This is a genomic window from Synergistaceae bacterium (assembly GCA_017540085.1).
Lineage (GTDB): Bacteria > Synergistota > Synergistia > Synergistales > Aminobacteriaceae > JAFUXM01.
On sequence record JAFYBQ010000033.1, the window covers coordinates 23603 to 40095 of the forward strand.

Genomic DNA, 16493 nt, shown 5'->3' on the forward strand with positions numbered 1-16493 from the left:
CATGCACACATGCACATGGTATATTGCCGGGAATGTCAGCGATGTATTGGCGCAGGTCATAAAGGACATGGCAAACGCCCTGCGGAGTCATTCGCGGAATATCGACATTGACGTTATCAGCGCGAAAGAGTCCTACAAGGCCGGATTCGAGCGTGTCAGAAACATTTTCAGGAGGCGCGAAATCTGGCACTTGTTCGGGCGCGCTCCGTTGTGGTGGAAAATTGTCCAGCTACATTCGCGGACTGTTCACACATTGCTTGAGAGTAATTACTGGGCGGGACATCCGTCAAGATTCTTCACAGAGGGCGCGAAATCGGGCGAGGCTGTAATCTTCCCTGTGTTTGACCCTCTGAGCAGTTACACTGAGGACGGGAAGAGGGCTGTATTTGTCCGGGACGGCAGAAAAATTCCTGAAGGGGATTACGAGGTAGCCGACATCACCGAGAAGCTATTACGGCCTGAAGCGTTAAGCGGGATATACATCACCAATGACACAGGCCCCCGCGAGGCCATGAGGGCGGGAATACTCACAATGCGGGGAGTCTGCGTAGCGTCTCAGAAATCCGGGTATCTCGACGAAATTTTAGGGCCTGACGGGTATTTTATGATTCGTGATGATGATGATATTCCCCGGATAATTCAGCAGGGACTCGGCAGCAGGGGCAGGCATACGGCCATGACAGCGCGTCATTTCCTCAATTCCCGGCGGTCTCATGAACGCTGTGCAAGCTCAATCGTAAGCCTTTACAGGAAAATAATATCCCAATGAGCAAACTAGCAGTAAAAGCGATAAAGTTATTCACACACCTTTCTGACACGGGCATGAAGGGAAGAGTCACGCAAAAATTTCTGTCGGGCCTCCTGCGAATGATTCACCCTCGCGCAAAAGTCGTTGATGAGAATCTCAGGCTGGCTTACCCCGAAGCCCCGTCCCAGTGGCGCAATGATATTCGCTCGGCCATGTACGACAATATAGCGTGGACGATCACGGAGATATTAGCCCTTCAGCGCGACCCCTCGCAGATTTTCGGCTGGGTTAAGGCTGTCGGACATCCTGAAATCGCAGATGACCTCATGGCCTCAAAACGGGGGGCGGTGTTTCTGTCGGGGCATTTCGGAAACTGGGAGATTATGGCGGCATGGTACGGACAGTACACAAAGAAGCGCGGACATCAGATGTACGTTGTAACACAGCCCATTCACGACAGGGACATATCAGAATACATTGACAGCGTTCGGAATCACATAGGCTTTGACGTTCTTCCGAGTGATTACTCTGTGCAGAAGTATGCGCGGCTCCTAAAGGCCGGGAATCATATCGCCCTCCTTAATGACGTTGCCGGAACGGGGAAAATGATTGTTCCGTTTATGGGACATGACGCTACGAACATGCCCGGCCCGGCGATTATGGCGATGCTGTCCGGGGTTCCGATAATCCCGGTGTGCATATACAGGAACGCGCCATTTCAGCATGAGGTAGAATTTTTCCCGCCGATAGAAATGCCCGATCCTGAATTGCCGCGTGAGGAAAGACTCCGCAGGATTATTCTTGACTGTAATTTAGCGATAGAGAGATTCATACGGAAAAGGCCGGAGCTTTGGTTCTGGCTTCACAAAAGATGGAGGCCATGAGAAAAGATGTTACTGGCAAAAGATTTCACGTTTGACGCGGCGCACAACCTAGTCAACTATCACGGCAAATGCGAGAGGCTTCACGGGCATACGTATAAATTGCGCGTAGTTGTTGAGGGAACGCCCGACTCTGAAGGAATGATTATCGACTTCATAGAGCTTAAAGCCATAGTGAAAGAAAAAATACTCTCCCGGCTTGACCATTCATATATCAACGACATAATCACACAGCCCAGCGCGGAGAATATAGCGGTATGGATATGGGCGGAGCTTGAAGAGTCTGTGAGGCGGGAAAATTGCAGCCTGTATGAGATTCATGTGTGGGAGACAGCAGACAGCCGGGTTATTCTCAGGAGGGAGGATATAAATTGCCGGAGGTGATATTTCACAGGCTGAAGAGTATTACCCCGCTTCCTGATTTCACGCTGAAGGCAGAATTTCTTGACGGCTCGAAAAAATTTTATGACGTTAAGCCGCTGATGAAAAAAATTCCCGTGTTTGATATGCTCCGATATGTTCACGGACTCTTTGAGCAGGTGAGAATTGATACGGGCGGTTACGGAATAATCTGGAACGATGAAATTGACCTTAGCTGTGAAGAATTGTACGAGAACGGAAGATGACACAATGAAAGACGTTCAGAAGGAATATGACCCGCGTAACATTCAGATTGACCGCGTTGGAGTCCGCAATGTCAGTTACCCTATAATCACGCTGTACCATGACGGCGGGACTCAGTCCACAATCGCAAAAATCTCAATGAGCGTACTACTTCCGAGAGAATACCGAGGGACTCACATGAGCCGCTTTATTGAGACACTAGAAGAATACCGCGGAAGAGTCTCCCCGCATAATCTTGAGGGCTTCACCCGCAGGCTGTGCGAGAAACTTAACGCCCCGGAAAGCTCCGTGAGATTCCTTTTCCCGTATTACTTCCGCAAGAAGGCTCCCGTCTCAGGGATTGAGAGCTTCAGCAAGTGCGACATAGATCTTCAGGCAAATTACACCGCCGGACATTTCGACATGGTTACGGGCCTCGCGCTGAGTGTTCAGACGCTATGCCCATGCTCCAAGGAAATATCACAGTACGGGGCGCATAATCAGCGGGCTGTTGTCTCGCTCAAAGTCAGGTGCAGGGGGCTTGTTTGGTTCGAGGAGCTTATAGCAATGATTGAGGAGTCAGCGTCTTCACCCCTGTATACCCTCCTGAAGCGTGAGGACGAGAAATATATCACCGAACACGCCTACGAGAATCCGCGCTTTGTCGAGGACGTTATACGGGAGCTTGCTGTGAGGCTTGACGATGATGACCGCATTACGTGGTACAGTGCGAGCGTTGAGAGTGAAGAAAGCATACACGATCACAGCGCGTTCGCGGAGATTGAGCGCACGAAATGAGCCGAAGAAAACGCCGGGGACTCCCTCAAAGACTCCTGTATTATTCCGTCATTCTCTTCTTGTTCCTCATGGCCTACAGGGTATACAGCTCATGGTACGAGGACTACAAGTATTCACACCCTCATGTGATCGAGGCCGTAACAACAAACTACAGCGAGGAACAGCCGCTTGACGGTATATTATTGTGGGATGAGCAGCTAGTCTACGCCACAAGGGACGGAATAATCACCTACCCTTCACCGCGGGCAAGAATGGTGGCAAAGGGCGAAATGATTGCGGCGGTTGACGGCTCTGCGGTGTACGCGCCTTACCCTGCATACTTTTTCCCCGGTCTTGACGGCCAGGAAGGAAGCTGGGCTTACTCTAAACTGTGGCCGGATTTCTCACCGTTCCCCGATTTTCAGGACGCGACACTCATCAGGGACGGGCAGTATATCCGCCGCGGAGACCCAATCGGCAAACTTATTCCGCAGCCTCAGACCCTAAGATGTATCGCCTATCTTGACACGACTCCCTCGCTTGAACGCGCCCTCCGCAACAAGAACAGCCCGACAATACGAGTCAGGACTGAATACGAGGGCAAAGAAAGAAAGTCCGATGTTGTCGCGGTGAAATCTTCAGGGCAGAAGCTCAAAGTATATCTGCGCCTGCCGTTTTTCCCGCCGGGGTTATTGCGGTCAAGAAGATTCACGGCCAGTGCTGTTACTGACATTCAGAAGGGCATAATGATTCCTGACACGGCAGTGATTACACGCGGGGGGAAAAATAAAGTCTTCCTGCTTCAGGGCAACAGCCTTGTGTCGCATGATGTTGAAGGATTCCCGGCAGACGAGGAAAATTTTTTCATCGAGACAGGAGTCAGGCACGGCGACAAGCTCATACTTGACGCGAACACGATAAAAGACGAAAACGGAAGGATATGGTAAAAGTTGAACGCAGAAATAATCCGCGAGCGAATAGACTCGGCAATGTCAAAAGCAGGACGGCGGGACAAGGTATATTTTGCGGCGGTCAGCAAGACTCGCAATGTTGACGAAATGAGAGAGGCCGAAAAAATTTCGTGGGTTGACTTTTTCGGCGAGAACAGAGTCCAAGAGGCAGAGTCAAAGCGCAAAGTTTACGGCGAGTCCCGAATCCCTTGGCGGCTAATCGGACACCTTCAGGCGAACAAGGCAAGGAAGGCCGCTGAGATTTTTGACACGATAGACAGCATAGACTCCCCCGAATTATCACAGAGGCTTGACCGCATAGCAGGCGAACTTGGAAAAGTCATCCCCGTATTGATTGAGGTCAACACTTCCGGCGAAATGAGCAAGTCAGGAGTCAGCCCGGAAAATTTCCCCGCATTGCTTGACGCTGTAGTCTCAGGGAAAAATTTGCGGCTTGACGGACTAATGACAGTCGGCCCGATTACGGACGATGAGCGCGAAATCAGGAGAGCTTTTGCGACTCTGAGAGGGCTTGCGGAAAATGCAAGGTCTGAGACGGGACTCGCTTTGCCGATTCTGTCTATGGGCATGAGCGGAGATTTTGAGGCGGCTATTCTTGAGGGCAGTACATTAATCCGGATTGGGACTCTTCTTTTCGGCCCGCGGGATTACACTAAACACTAATCACTGTATTTTATGATATATTAACATTCATAATCCACACAATTTTTACTGGAGGTAGTTAGCGTTGAATTTGATGAAATTTTTCGGCTTCGAGACTGACGAGGACGATTACGACGACAGCGAAGACTACAAAGAAGAACCCCGCAGGAAATCACAGCCATCACGCAAAGAAAACACACGCTCATCATCAGGCGGAACAAGCGCAGGGGGAAAATTAATCCTCTTCAACGGCGTTGCTTCAGACAATGACAAACGCAGACTCCGCGAGGCGTTCAACAGCGGCGCGATGATTCTTATTGACCTTCACACGCTCAACCAGCGCGAATTTGACGAGGACGGAAAAGACTTCATTACCTTCATGGGCGGAGTTGCCTTTGCCCGAAACGGTGAGCTGAAATTCATTGAGCCGGCGCAGTATCTAGTTACCCCGCGCCCTGACATGTTCGAGGTCTGGCCGGAAGAGGAGTCCCACGAATGAGCGATTTACTCACAGCAAAAGATGTAGAGGTCAAAATCTTCAAGAAGGTCAGATTCGGCGGTTACTCAGTCCCGGAGGTTGAAGACTTCCTGAATCAGGTTGCCGATGATCTTGAAGCCTACGTTACGCAGATTGACGAGAAGGACGCACGCATTCAGGAGCTTGAAGCGTTCGTGAAAAAGCAGGAGGCCATGACCGACGCAATAAAGGACGCATTAATTCAGGCACGCAAAGCCGCCAAAGACATGGAGGAGCAAGCCCGCACTCAGACCGAGAAAATTCTCGCTGAGGCTGACGAGGAAGCAAAGCAGCATGTAGCCGAGGCGGACGCACTTGTTCAGCAGAAAATTGACGAGGCAGAACGCAAAGCCAACGACATATTAGCCCAGGCAAAAATCAGCGCAGAGGAAATCACCCTGTCAACAGAAGACAGGCGCGCAAAGGCAGAGCATTCACTCTCAACTATTGAGCAGGAGCTTGAATCAAGGCGGCAGGAAGCAGAGTCCCAAGCTGAGGAAATAATATCGTCAGCAAAAGCAGAGGCGCAGAAAGTTCTTGACGAGGCAGAATCGGAGACAGTCCGCCACGAGGGGCAGATGAGATTTCTCAGCCTGCAAAAACAGCAGTTCCTGAAGGACGCTTATTCACTGCTGATAGATTTCGGGAAGATAATCGACCGGGCGCAGGAAGATATTGACGCGGAAATTGAAGCCGACAACGCCGAACATAACGCCCGTGAATCACAGCCCGAATCAGAGCCGGAAGAATACCCCGAACACGATACAGCCCCGGAAGCCGGGACACTCCCGGAACAGGCACAAGAGCCGGAAATTGACAGCCCTGACACGGAACAGCAGTAATCCCGCGCTTGACTCCCCCGTAACAATCCTCGCAGGAGTCGGCCCGAAAACCGCAAAAGCATTCGGAAGGCTCAAAGTTTTCACGCTTGAGGATCTCTTCTTCCTTCTGCCGAGACGCTATGAGGACAGGAGATTTCCCAAGCCTTTGGCCGAACTCAGGCCGGGCGAAACTGAATGCGCCGTTGCGACTGTTGCAGAAATTACAGCGGTGAACGGACGCACAGAGGCAGTAATTACGGACGACTCTGGCTCTGCGCGTGTTGTGTGGTTCACGGACAAGATTTCGGAGTTTGTTTACGAGGGCATGAGGCTGGCTCTTTACGGTCAGCTGAGTAATTACTATCTTGTGCCGCAGTTTTCTCACCCTGAGTTTGAGATTCTCTACAGGAACAAGACTCCGACAATAATCGGCAAAATATTTCCCATTTACCCGGGAACGGCTGACTTGACGCAGAAAGCAATAAAGAAATTTGTTGACAACGCCCTGAATCTTTACGCGCCCTCGCTGCTTTCTGACTTCCTCCCGAAACGTATAACATCGCGCCACAAAATGATGACGCTTGAAGAAGCCGTGAAGACCGTCCACAATCCCAAAGACGAGAACGCATTTATACGCGCAAGGAATCGGCTGTCCTTTGATGAATTATTCCTCCTTCAGGCGGGAGTCATAATGCGGAGGAGGTCATTCACCGGGAAATATCACGCTCACAGCCTGAAGCCCGGAAAAATTTTCGCGAAATTCTCCGACAGTCTCCCGTTCAGGATGACGGACGCACAGAGGATAGCAATCTATGAGATATTCGAGGACATAGAGAAGCCGTATCCCATGAACAGATTATTGCAGGGCGATGTAGGCTCCGGGAAAACTCTCGTGGCAATTTCGGCCATGTTAGCGGCGTGTGATTCGGGCGTTCAGTCCGCGTTCATGGCACCGACAGAAATTTTAGCCCAGCAGCATTATTTGAGCCTGAAAAAGTTTCTTGCCCCCCTCGGCGTGAAAACAGCACTCCTCACAGGAAGCCTCAGAGCCTCCGAACGCCGTCAAATTCTCGCGGGACTTTCTGACGGGAGTATTAATATTGCCATCGGGACTCACGCTCTTTTCTCGGAAGGGGTAACGTTCCAGAATCTTGCGCTCGCCATTATCGATGAGCAGCACAGATTCGGAGTCCTTCAGCGCGGGAGCCTCACAGCAAAATCGGAGGCCCCTCACGTTCTCGCCATGACCGCAACGCCTATCCCACGTACCCTGATTATGTCGATATACGGCGATTTAGAGGTGTCTACGTTAAACGAAATGCCCAAAGGACGCAAGCCCGTCAAGACAACTTCACTAAGTCCACGAAATGCCAAGCGCGTTTACGGAATGATACGCGAGGAAGTCAGCAAAGGCCATCAAGTCTACTGGGTATGCCCCGTAATCGATGAGACAGAGAAAGACCTCCACAGCGTAACAGACGCATTTGACCGCATAAGCTCTGCCATGCCCGAAATGAGGACAGCTATACTTCATGGCCGTCTCCTCGTTGACGAGAAAGCGAAAATAATGCAGGACTTCAGCGAGGGGAAAATTGACATCCTCATAGCAACAACGGTGATTGAAGTCGGCGTAGATGTCCCGAACGCGACAATGATTGTGATACAGGACGCGGGGCAGTTCGGACTCTCCCAGCTCCATCAGCTGCGGGGGCGTGTTGGGCGCGGCGAGGCAAAAAGCTGCTGCGTTCTTCTTGAGAACAACGAGATGTCCGGGGCGGGTGAGTTCAGGGTTGAAGCGATGGTGAAAATTTCTGACGGCTTCGAGCTTTCAGCGCGTGATTTGGACTTGCGCGGGCCGGGGGAAATCTGCGGGACTCATCAGCACGGCGTTACGGATTTCAGGGTTGCGGACTTGATTCGGGACGAGAAAATTTTGACTCTTGCGCGTGATGAGGCGAAAAAGCTGCTTGATGATGATCCTGATTTGAGGACTGAGCCGGACTTGAAGCGCGAAATTCTGCGGAGGCTCGGCGGAGTTTTGGAGCTTGCCGCGACATCATGAAAGACTGGGCGGAACTCATTGACCCCGAAAGAGAATCCCGGGATAAATTCTTTGCGTACCTTCTGCGGAAAACATCAACAAAGAAGCAGGCGCGTGAATATCTGCACCGCATGAAGCTACCTGAGTCATTATTGGACGAGGCCACAGACGCGGGATTGATTGATGATTTGGCATATGCCCGGCTTTTTGCTGACGGCCACACCTCATGGGGCAACGCGAAAATTTCGCATGAACTCTCAACGCGGGGAGTGTCGCGGGAAAATATACGGTCTGCGCTTGATGATATTGCTGACGAATCCGAAAGGGCGCGGGAAATTTCCGGCAGCCTCCGGGAGTCAGGAGTCGAGGAAAGGAAAATAAAATCCCGGCTTATTTCGAGAGGATTCACGGACAGGGCAGTGAATGAGGCGTTAAGGGAGGAATAAATCCCCCTCACCGTTACAGCAAGGGGGATGGCGTTTTACGCAAATAGCTCCGAGATAATATCAGCTACCTTTTCTACTTTGTTCACCTTCACGACATTAGACCCGCAGAAAAATAGTCCCGTCTCCCAGTTCCCCACCTGAGCGTCAACAAGCGCCGCGGCAATGCAGAATGTTTCCTTTGTCTTGCGGTATCGGCAGTGCGTCAGGCAGTTTGCGAAACATGGCTTACTCTCTACTTCACCTTCAAGATATTTCGCCACAAACGGATTCTTTATCGCCCTCCCAGGCAAACCTGCAGGGCTGTGAATCAATACAACGTCTTCCTCCTTCGCGTCAATATACGCCTGCTTGAACCTGTCGGAAGCGTCCCCCTCAACAGTGCAGGCGAACCGCGTACCCATCTGAACGCCCGATGCACCCAGCGCAAACACCCGTTCAAGGTCTGACCTGTCCCAGATTCCCCCGGCCGCTATCACCGGTATGTCGCTCTTCATTTCGTCATGTACATACCGCACGACATCGGGCAGCGCGTTTTCGAGCCTCAATGCGGGATCGTAGACCTGCTCTATAGTCATCGCTCCCAAATGCCCCCCGGCTGTGGCTGGCTCCTCAACAACAAATGCGTCCGGGACTCGGTGATATTTCTTTTCCCAGTGCCGTGTGATTAGGCTTGCGGCTTTCGCTGATGAGACTATCGGCACTAGGGCGACATCGGGAAAATCTTTCGTGTAGTCCGGCAGCCTCAGAGGAAGTCCCGCGCCCGATATGATGATGTCCGCTCCTCCTTCTGCTGACGAGCGCACCTGCCTGTCGTAGTCCGTCAATGCTACCATGCAGTTCACCGCGATTATTCCTTCAGGGCCGGCGATTGATTTGGCTTTTGCGACTGCTTCCTTCAGGACTATCTCATTCACGTCAAAATAATTATGCTTCTCTATCTGGAACAAGGGCGAGTCATGAGCAAGTCCGACGCTGGCAATTGTCCCTATTGCGCCGTTTTTCGCGACATGGCCGGCTAGGTTCGGCCCGGATATATCGACTCCCATTCCCCCCTGTATTAGAGGGTACTTAGGCTTGTATCTCCCTATCTTTAGTACAGGCATGGCCAATTCTAAGCACACCTTTCATTTTGTGATGATTACGCAAAGTATATCATTAGACGGCTGATTCTCTATGAGTGATTGAGCGTGTTTATACTCGTTTTAGCTTGACAATGAAGCAAGTCCCCTCACCCTTTTTGCTGACCGCTGAAATTTTCCCGCCGTGTGCCTCGACAGTAGCCTTCACGATAGCCAGTCCGACCCCGCTTCCGCCCGTAACACGAGTCCGCGACTCATCAGCCCGCCAGAAACGCTCAAAGATATTCGGCAAATCCTCCGGCGCGATTCCGATTCCAGTGTCGGCAACCTCTATAACAGCGTCATCATCACGCGCATATAGCCTCAGCGTAACATTCCCGCCCGCGTCAGTGTAGCGCAGTGCGTTCGACAGAAGATTATCGATTACATGACGGAATTTTTCACGGTCAATTTCACATTTCACGGTCTCAAGTTCAGCCGTCAGATTTATTCCTGCTTTCGCAAAAACAGGTTTGAAGCTCTCTGCTACATACTCAAGAAACTTTTTCATGTCTGTGATTTCGAGGTCAAGCCGCAAAGTTTCTCCCTCAATCCGCGACAATACGTCAATGTTCCCGATTAAGTCAGCGAGTCTTGTCATCTCGTTCACGCAAAGGGTGAGGCGTTCGGGAGTCGGCTCAAGTATTCCGTCAGCAATCGCTTCAATCTGAGTCCGCGTTACAGTGAGGGGAGTCCGCAGTTCGTGCGCTACGTCAACCATCAGCCGCCGCCGCAATTTTTCCTGACCAGCCAATGACCGCCCAAGATCCTCAACGCCTCGCGTTAATGCGTCAAGCTCACGGATTCCCACAGGCTTTGACTCTTCATGAACGTCATAATCTCCCCGCGCAATGTGTTTCGTTCTCTCAATGGCCGCAATAACAGGACGGCTTAATCTCCCGGCAACAACATAGCCGACTCCGCACGCGCAAAGTATCATCACTAACGCCCCTCCCATAGTGTAGCGCATTAGGTACGATATGAACGACATCTCATAGCGTCCTGAAGGAAGCCTGCGCTCAATTTCGAGTCGTCCGATGTTCCCCGAAAGTTTCACCGTAATGTGCTCGGTTTCGGCTGTGTTTGCTGACGGGGGAGTCTCCTGCGCGGAGCTGTGCATTCTCATGCGGGGCATTGGCATGGGACGGAGCGTGTATATCTCATTCCCGAAAGAGTCGACAAGGACAATAATCATCCCTGCCCACTGCGGAGCGGGGCGCAATATGTCCATCACCCTGCGGCGTTTCCATACTCCGCCTTCCTCGCTGTAGAGTTCAGACAATGACTCGCCGAGATTCTCAAGATCCGCCTGCCTGCGCTGAATCTGGTAATTCCTGAAAGCGTCAACGCTCAATTTCAGACCCAGCACAGGCACAACGATTCCCGCAAGCACCGCAAGAATCACATACAGCATTAGGAAGTGAGAACGGAGAGACTTACTTTTCATCGTCAAACCTGTAGCCGAATCCGTAGACCGTTTTAATCCATCCATTTTCGTGGCCTGGCTCGGCTAATTTCTTGCGGAGATTCTTTATGTAGGTGTCTATTGTCCTGTCGAAACCGTCATAATCATCGCCCAGTGCTGACCGTATAATCTCGTCTCTTGACCATGTGCGGACCGGGCGCGACGCGAGAGTCGAAAATATGAGGAACTCGCTTTTTGTTACGGGGATAGATTTCCCGTCCTTGCGGATTTCTACCCTCTCCGGGTCAATCTCTATTCTTCCGTCAGCAAAGAACCCGGACGCTATATTGTCCCTTGCCGCTGTCGGCCTCATCTGAGCGCGGACTCTTGCCATCAAAACGCGGGGGCTGAAAGGTTTTGCGACGTAATCATTTGCGCCTATGTCAAGACCGTAAACGACATCAGACTCTCCGGTCTTGGCGGTGAGCATGATTATCGGGACTTGGGATTTTTCCCTGATACGCCGGCAGACTTCCTCGCCTGAAAGTTTCGGGAGCATTAGGTCAAGAATGACGAGGGAAATATCTTCGCGGTCAAAAATTTCGAGGGCTGATATTCCGTCAGCGGCTGTTACTGTGTCGTAGCCCTCGCGCTTTGCGTATGCACTGACGACTTCAGCGATTGCGGCTTCGTCCTCAACGATTAAAATTTTCATGGGTGAATCAGACTCCTTCACAAGAATTATAGATTGATTTCACTGCGCGTTCACAATCCGGGATTATTCTATCAGCGTTGAAACAAGGAGGTAACGAAAAATGAAGAAGACGAAAATCACATCGGCATTGATGATAATAGCAGCAGGAAGCGCATTACTCTCAGCGAACATTGCAGGAGCAGAGAAGGTAGAAGCGTCGAGGCATCATCACGGGCATTTTCCCTCGCCCCCGCCGCGTGAATGGCGCAGAGGCCCGGAGCATCATCACCACATGCCCCCGCACGAGTTCGATAGAGGCCCGCAGCATATGGGATTTCATGAAGGGCCGGGAAGAGATTTCCCGCCTCACAGACATCACAGAGGGCCGGGACATTTTCCGCCGCCCCCGCCGCCTGAAAGAGGATGCCCCCCGCGCTGGTAGGGTATAATTACAGCAGTGAAGAAAGGAGAAATCTTGCCATGAAGAAAGCAATGACAGCAGGATTAGTGATAGCGGGAATAATAGCGTTGTCGGGAACATCATTCGCGGAAAACAAAACAGGCAGAATTATCCGGGACAGCGGTGTGAAAGCCGCAAAGACTCAGACAGGCGGACAGAGACCGCCGGAGCTGCCGGAAGGATTCGACAGAATGAACCGCCCTATGAGCCGGGACAAGAGGCCGCCCCTCCCGCCTGACGGAAGGCACCCAAGAATCAGCGGGGACAAAAGGCCGCCCTTCCCGCCGCACTCAGGAGACAGAAGACCGCCCGAACACAGAATGAACAGGACATCACAGCAGGGTGTACAGCCCAGAAATTAGGAGGAATAATCATGAAGAAAGTATTAGCGTTAGTGTTAGTGTGCGTAGTGTGTTGTGTTACGGGGACAGCATTAGCCCGTACGAAAGACAGCCAGCCCCGCAGGAATCCTCCCGCGAGAATGGAGCAGCAGATTCCCGGCCATGACGCACCTAAGCCCGCTCCCTGCGCCGGAAGCAGAATCTTCACACCCGACATGCCCAAGGAAATCCGCGAGAAGGCCGCCGAACTCGCCAAGCTGAGAATTGATCTTGAGGAGGCCATGACATCACGCCCGCTCAACAGGGAGAAAGCTCTTGAGGTTCACGCGAAAATGCTTACGCTGAAGCAGGAGATTGAGACATGGAGATTCACGCGGAGGCTTGACCGCATAGAGGAAAGACAGAAGAAAGGACTTTCCCCCGCGCCGGAAGATGTGAGTCCGTCAGCAGAAGAGGAAACAGCCGAGACTCCCGCAGAGTAAAATCACAGGAAGAAAATCATCCTCCCCGGTCAGAAAATGGCCGGGGATTTTTTATCTGCTATAATTCAGGCATTAATCCCCAAAAATTTTATTGACTGCGTGAATAATTATGAAAAATGTGATGAAAGTTGTACTGTTTATTTCTGTCGGAGGGCTTGTGGCCTTTAACATTTTCGACAGCCTTTTGCATAAGGTTGCGGACAATATTTTTGTCGGAGGAACTGTCATCATACACAATCACAGCGATAATGACAGCAAAATTTCAGGCGTGATTCATTCTGTCGACATACAGCAGAATATCCCCGCAACAATTTCTGAGTCGCCGCCAAAAACTAACATTCCCGAAAATATACCGCCCGTTACCGTCAATCAAGCCTCAAAAGACACAAAGCCAGCCGTTGTTCCGCAAGCGTCGCAAGACATAAAGCCCGTTATCGTTCAGACAATCTCAAATGACACATTAGCCGCAAAAACTTTCAGCAAAGATTCGAGTCCTCAAGAAAAATTTTACAGGACAGAATTAATCTATCAGTTCATAATCAAACACTCAGATATTTTCACACGCAGAAAAAATGAATCGCCCGCAAAAATTTCAGAGGACATGAAAACGTTTGAGCCTCAGAAAATTTCGCATGACATTCACGCCGTGACTCTCAGCGATGACTCAGCACCTGAAAATTTCACGTTCACAGGATGGCACAAGACCCGCAGTAGCGTAGATATTCCGCAAGCATCGCAAGACAAACAGCCATTTATTGTTCAGGAAATCTCATATGACATAAAGCCCGCTGTCATTCAGCAAGAACCAAATGACACACTGCCAGCAGAAACGTTCAGCAAAGATTCGAGTCCTCAAGAAAAAATTGACAGGACAGAATTAATCTATCAGTTCATAATCAAACACTCAGATATTTTCACACGCAGGAAAAATGAATCGTCTGCAAAAATTTCAGAGGACATGAAAACGTTTGAGCCTCAGAAAATTTCGCATGACATTCACGCCGTGACTCTCAGCGATGACTCAGCACCCGAAAATTTCACGTTCACAGGATGGCTTAAGACTCGCAGCAGCGTAGACACTCATTCATTCACGCTGACTCATTCATGCGCGGCAAATATATCGTTCACACCTTCTGACGGCGACAAAGCGTATTACGTTCTGACAGTGAGAGGGGACTCCGGCCATGTCATTACGCGCAAGACGATCGACAGCGAGAACCTTCACACAGGAACGGGGAATATATATCTGCGTCCGGGAAATTACACGGTGAACATTGAGCGGGGCTATTCATGGAGCGGGAAGCCCTACAGAATCACAGTCAGCACTTCACGCGTCAGCAACGCCGAGCAGGAGAGCAACAATTCTCCGCAGACAGCAAATGTTATCCCGCTGAATAAAAATGTCAGTGCCTCGTCAGGAACGCATAATGACACGGATTATTTCACGTTCACGCTTGAGAAGCCGATGATGATTCGCCCTTGCCTTGAGTTTCGCGAAGTCATGAACGGAAGAAGGGTATACGACAAGAAATTTTACGGGCTTACAGTTGATGACAGAAATTTTGTCTTCAGGGGGGACGCAACGCCGTCGAGGAAGATCAAGCCATTTGTTTTGGACGCGGGGAAATATATAATATCAATATCCCGTTTAGAGCCTGAAGAATTAGAGCTTGGACTCCATGAATACACATTAAGAGTCGACGCTCAAGAATTAATGTAGGGAGGAATTACAGTGAGGAAAATTTTTGCGTTTGCGCTAGTTATTGCTTTGATGTTCGCGGGGATTTCGTTTGCGGATGACGGCGAGAAGCTCAAGATTGATGATGTAACGTTCGGTAAAGCCTACAAGATTAAGGGCTATGCGGTGATTACGTTTCAGGAGTTCAGCTTTGTGGATTCTATCGGGCAGCTACATACGCTGAATGTCGAAAGCGGAAATGAAGCTGATATAGCACTTCTCAAAGCGGACATAAGAAACTTACAGAAGAAAGATGTAAATTTTCTGGGCAGCATAAGCGTGCAAGCTGTATATGATGACGAATACGAATATAACGGGCTTACAGGGCAGTTCAATTACAACCGCAGCAAAACAGAATTTGCCCCGGACTTCTCTATAGAGCCTATGTACACAGGGCATTACGGATTTTTCTGCAAGATCCCGAATTACCCCGTGCAGGACAAAACAGTACCCCTCAGAATGACAATCACGATTGACGGCAACGAGTTCACATACAACATACGAAAGTAACAAAAATTCCCCCCGTCAGAATGAATCCGGCGGGGGGATTAGTGTCTCTATATTTCCCTGATGATGATATTCCTTGCCTCGTTCACAGGGATATTTTTCTGACTTGCGATTTCTTTCACGTCTTCATATTCCGGGACTCTCCGCAAAATTTCTCCGTCAAGCTCCGTAACTTTCACCCGGACTTTTCCCAGCGATGTATCAGCCTCCTCAACATGCCACTTCAGGCGGAGGCGGTCAAAATCTTTCAGCCTGACTCCCTGCGATGTAGTGTCAGTGAGAATCACCCGGCATAATTTCACGGCGTTTTCCGGGACAGTGAGACAGCATAATTTCACGCCCGGCCGGAATTTTTTCATGCTGATATTTTCCGTCCAAACGTCAAGCGCACCCGACTCAAACAGTTTCGCGCAGACAGACTCATAATCCTGCGGGTTCATGTCGTCAATGTTGCACTCAATCAGCGTAACTTTCTCGTACACAAGCCCGCCGGCCTCGTCCGCGCTGTCAGTCAGAACAGCCCGCAAAGCGTTGGGCATTTCGTCTGACTCATGATTCCCGAATCCGAATCCCGAAATCGTGATTTTCCCCGCAGGTATTGCCCCGAATCCGTCAGCAAGAATCTTCACCAGCAATGCCCCTGTAGGAGTCGTGCGTTCCATCGGCGAGCCGTTTGCGAAAACAGGAAGCCCCCTCAGCAAATATTCAGCCGCCGGAGCAGGCACAGGCAATACGCCGTGAGCGCATTTAACCGTACCTGAGCCGACATTAACGGGCGAACATATCACACGCGGCCAGCCAAGAGCCTCCATAAGCACGAAAGCCCCGGCAATGTCGATGATTGAGTCAACCGCTCCAACCTCGTGAAAGTGAATCTCGTCCGGCGTTGTCCCGTGTACGTGTGCTTCAGCCTCAGCCAGCAATGAGAACGCCCGCAATGTTTCGCGCTTCACCCTCTGAGAGAGTCCGCTCCCGGAAATTATCGCCTCTATGTCGCGCAAATGCCTGTGATGATGGTGCGAGTCATGCTCGTGGGCGTGGGCGTGGACTGTGGCGTGTTCATGGCCGTGTTCATGCTCGTCTCCGTGAAAGACTCGAACGTCAAAATTTATCCCGGCGATTCCGTTCCTTGTAGTGTGTTCTATGATTATGTCGTACTCGTCATCAATTGCATGAATCTTCCCGATTTCGTCGCGTATTATTTCGGGATTGGGTACGAGATTCAGCAATGCCCCTATGAACATGTCGCCCGCAATCCCCGCGAAACAGTCAAGATATAACGTCTTCAATCATTGAGCCTT

At 50.7% G+C, this 16493-nt stretch carries 19 protein-coding genes; 15 read left to right on the top strand and 4 right to left on the bottom strand.

Features of this window, described 5'->3' with window-relative positions:
* Position 1 precedes the first annotated feature (1 nt).
* From IKQ95_07700 to IKQ95_07745, 10 genes are all read left to right on the top strand, one after another.
* The gene (locus IKQ95_07700; protein MBR4196576.1) at positions 2–769 is read left to right on the top strand and encodes a hypothetical protein; all 768 of its coding nucleotides are present in this window, start codon (positions 2–4) and stop codon (positions 767–769) included.
* Positions 766–1632: a lysophospholipid acyltransferase family protein gene (locus tag IKQ95_07705; GenBank protein MBR4196577.1), complete on the top strand. Its 867-nt coding sequence runs from the start codon at positions 766–768 to the stop codon at positions 1630–1632. The genes IKQ95_07700 and IKQ95_07705 overlap by 4 nt, the downstream gene beginning before the upstream one ends.
* A 6-nt stretch (positions 1633–1638) precedes the next feature.
* Positions 1639–2013, top strand: a complete 375-nt coding sequence (gene queD / locus IKQ95_07710) for a 6-carboxytetrahydropterin synthase QueD (GenBank protein ID MBR4196578.1) — start codon at positions 1639–1641, stop codon at positions 2011–2013.
* The gene (locus IKQ95_07715; GenBank protein MBR4196579.1) at positions 2001–2255 is read left to right on the top strand and encodes a DUF2442 domain-containing protein; all 255 of its coding nucleotides are present in this window, start codon (positions 2001–2003) and stop codon (positions 2253–2255) included. The genes queD and IKQ95_07715 overlap by 13 nt, the downstream gene beginning before the upstream one ends.
* Positions 2209–3030, top strand: a complete 822-nt coding sequence (locus IKQ95_07720) for a GTP cyclohydrolase I FolE2 (protein ID MBR4196580.1) — start codon at positions 2209–2211, stop codon at positions 3028–3030. Before IKQ95_07715 ends, IKQ95_07720 begins: the two co-directional genes overlap by 47 nt.
* Positions 3027–3956, top strand: coding sequence for a hypothetical protein (locus IKQ95_07725; GenBank protein MBR4196581.1), 930 nt, complete (start codon positions 3027–3029; stop codon positions 3954–3956). Before IKQ95_07720 ends, IKQ95_07725 begins: the two co-directional genes overlap by 4 nt.
* 42 nt (positions 3957–3998) lie before the next feature.
* Positions 3999–4643 (top strand): YggS family pyridoxal phosphate-dependent enzyme, encoded by a 645-nt coding sequence (locus tag IKQ95_07730; GenBank protein MBR4196582.1) that lies wholly within the window; start codon positions 3999–4001, stop codon positions 4641–4643.
* 64 nt (positions 4644–4707) lie between these two features.
* Entirely contained in the window at positions 4708–5121 is a 414-nt protein-coding gene (locus IKQ95_07735) for a cell division protein SepF (protein ID MBR4196583.1), read from the top strand.
* A 693-nt stretch (positions 5122–5814) separates the two neighbouring features.
* On the top strand, positions 5815–8022 hold the full coding sequence (recG, locus tag IKQ95_07740) for an ATP-dependent DNA helicase RecG (protein ID MBR4196584.1): 2208 nt from the start codon (positions 5815–5817) through the stop codon (positions 8020–8022).
* Complete coding sequence (locus IKQ95_07745) at positions 8019–8447, top strand: RecX family transcriptional regulator (GenBank protein MBR4196585.1); 429 nt, start codon at positions 8019–8021, stop codon at positions 8445–8447. Before recG ends, IKQ95_07745 begins: the two co-directional genes overlap by 4 nt.
* A gap of 35 nt (positions 8448–8482) precedes the next feature.
* Here IKQ95_07745 and IKQ95_07750 read toward each other — a convergent pair whose 3' ends face one another.
* The 3 genes from IKQ95_07750 to IKQ95_07760 form a co-directional block, all read right to left on the bottom strand.
* Positions 8483–9550 (bottom strand): nitronate monooxygenase, encoded by a 1068-nt coding sequence (locus tag IKQ95_07750; protein ID MBR4196586.1) that lies wholly within the window; start codon positions 9548–9550, stop codon positions 8483–8485.
* A gap of 88 nt (positions 9551–9638) precedes the next feature.
* On the bottom strand, positions 9639–11018 hold the full coding sequence (locus IKQ95_07755; GenBank protein MBR4196587.1) for a hypothetical protein: 1380 nt from the start codon (positions 11016–11018) through the stop codon (positions 9639–9641).
* On the bottom strand, positions 11002–11685 hold the full coding sequence (locus tag IKQ95_07760; GenBank protein MBR4196588.1) for a response regulator transcription factor: 684 nt from the start codon (positions 11683–11685) through the stop codon (positions 11002–11004). Before IKQ95_07760 ends, IKQ95_07755 begins: the two co-directional genes overlap by 17 nt.
* Positions 11686–11785: 100 nt before the next feature.
* Here IKQ95_07760 and IKQ95_07765 point away from each other — a divergent pair, with 100 nt between their 5' ends.
* From IKQ95_07765 to IKQ95_07785, 5 genes are all read left to right on the top strand, one after another.
* On the top strand, positions 11786–12106 hold the full coding sequence (locus IKQ95_07765) for a hypothetical protein (protein ID MBR4196589.1): 321 nt from the start codon (positions 11786–11788) through the stop codon (positions 12104–12106).
* A gap of 38 nt (positions 12107–12144) precedes the next feature.
* The gene (locus IKQ95_07770) at positions 12145–12486 is read left to right on the top strand and encodes a hypothetical protein (GenBank protein MBR4196590.1); all 342 of its coding nucleotides are present in this window, start codon (positions 12145–12147) and stop codon (positions 12484–12486) included.
* 11 nt (positions 12487–12497) lie between these two features.
* Complete coding sequence (locus tag IKQ95_07775) at positions 12498–12947, top strand: hypothetical protein (protein ID MBR4196591.1); 450 nt, start codon at positions 12498–12500, stop codon at positions 12945–12947.
* Positions 12948–13104: 157 nt separating this feature from the next.
* Entirely contained in the window at positions 13105–14667 is a 1563-nt protein-coding gene (locus IKQ95_07780) for a hypothetical protein (GenBank protein ID MBR4196592.1), read from the top strand.
* 12 nt (positions 14668–14679) lie between these two features.
* Positions 14680–15195, top strand: coding sequence for a hypothetical protein (locus IKQ95_07785; GenBank protein MBR4196593.1), 516 nt, complete (start codon positions 14680–14682; stop codon positions 15193–15195).
* A gap of 47 nt (positions 15196–15242) precedes the next feature.
* On the opposite strand, the gene larC is transcribed toward IKQ95_07785, so the two are convergent.
* Complete coding sequence (gene larC, locus IKQ95_07790) at positions 15243–16481, bottom strand: nickel pincer cofactor biosynthesis protein LarC (GenBank protein ID MBR4196594.1); 1239 nt, start codon at positions 16479–16481, stop codon at positions 15243–15245.
* Between the last annotated feature and the right edge of the window lie 12 nt (positions 16482–16493).

Excerpts from the sequence above, each read along its gene's own strand:
- IKQ95_07700 (MBR4196576.1), top strand. The coding sequence starts at position 2 with ATGCACACATGCACATGGTATATTGCCGGGAATGTCAGCGATGTATTG.
- IKQ95_07705 (MBR4196577.1), top strand. The coding sequence starts at position 766 with ATGAGCAAACTAGCAGTAAAAGCGATAAAGTTATTCACACACCTTTCT.
- queD (MBR4196578.1), top strand. The coding sequence starts at position 1,639 with ATGTTACTGGCAAAAGATTTCACGTTTGACGCGGCGCACAACCTAGTC.
- IKQ95_07720 (MBR4196580.1), top strand. The coding sequence starts at position 2,209 with ATGAAATTGACCTTAGCTGTGAAGAATTGTACGAGAACGGAAGATGAC.
- IKQ95_07725 (MBR4196581.1), top strand. The coding sequence starts at position 3,027 with ATGAGCCGAAGAAAACGCCGGGGACTCCCTCAAAGACTCCTGTATTAT.
- IKQ95_07730 (MBR4196582.1), top strand. The coding sequence starts at position 3,999 with ATGTCAAAAGCAGGACGGCGGGACAAGGTATATTTTGCGGCGGTCAGC.
- IKQ95_07745 (MBR4196585.1), top strand. The coding sequence starts at position 8,019 with ATGAAAGACTGGGCGGAACTCATTGACCCCGAAAGAGAATCCCGGGAT.
- IKQ95_07750 (MBR4196586.1), bottom strand. The coding sequence starts at position 9,550 with ATGCCTGTACTAAAGATAGGGAGATACAAGCCTAAGTACCCTCTAATA.
- IKQ95_07760 (MBR4196588.1), bottom strand. The coding sequence starts at position 11,685 with ATGAAAATTTTAATCGTTGAGGACGAAGCCGCAATCGCTGAAGTCGTC.
- IKQ95_07765 (MBR4196589.1), top strand. The coding sequence starts at position 11,786 with ATGAAGAAGACGAAAATCACATCGGCATTGATGATAATAGCAGCAGGA.
- IKQ95_07770 (MBR4196590.1), top strand. The coding sequence starts at position 12,145 with ATGAAGAAAGCAATGACAGCAGGATTAGTGATAGCGGGAATAATAGCG.
- IKQ95_07775 (MBR4196591.1), top strand. The coding sequence starts at position 12,498 with ATGAAGAAAGTATTAGCGTTAGTGTTAGTGTGCGTAGTGTGTTGTGTT.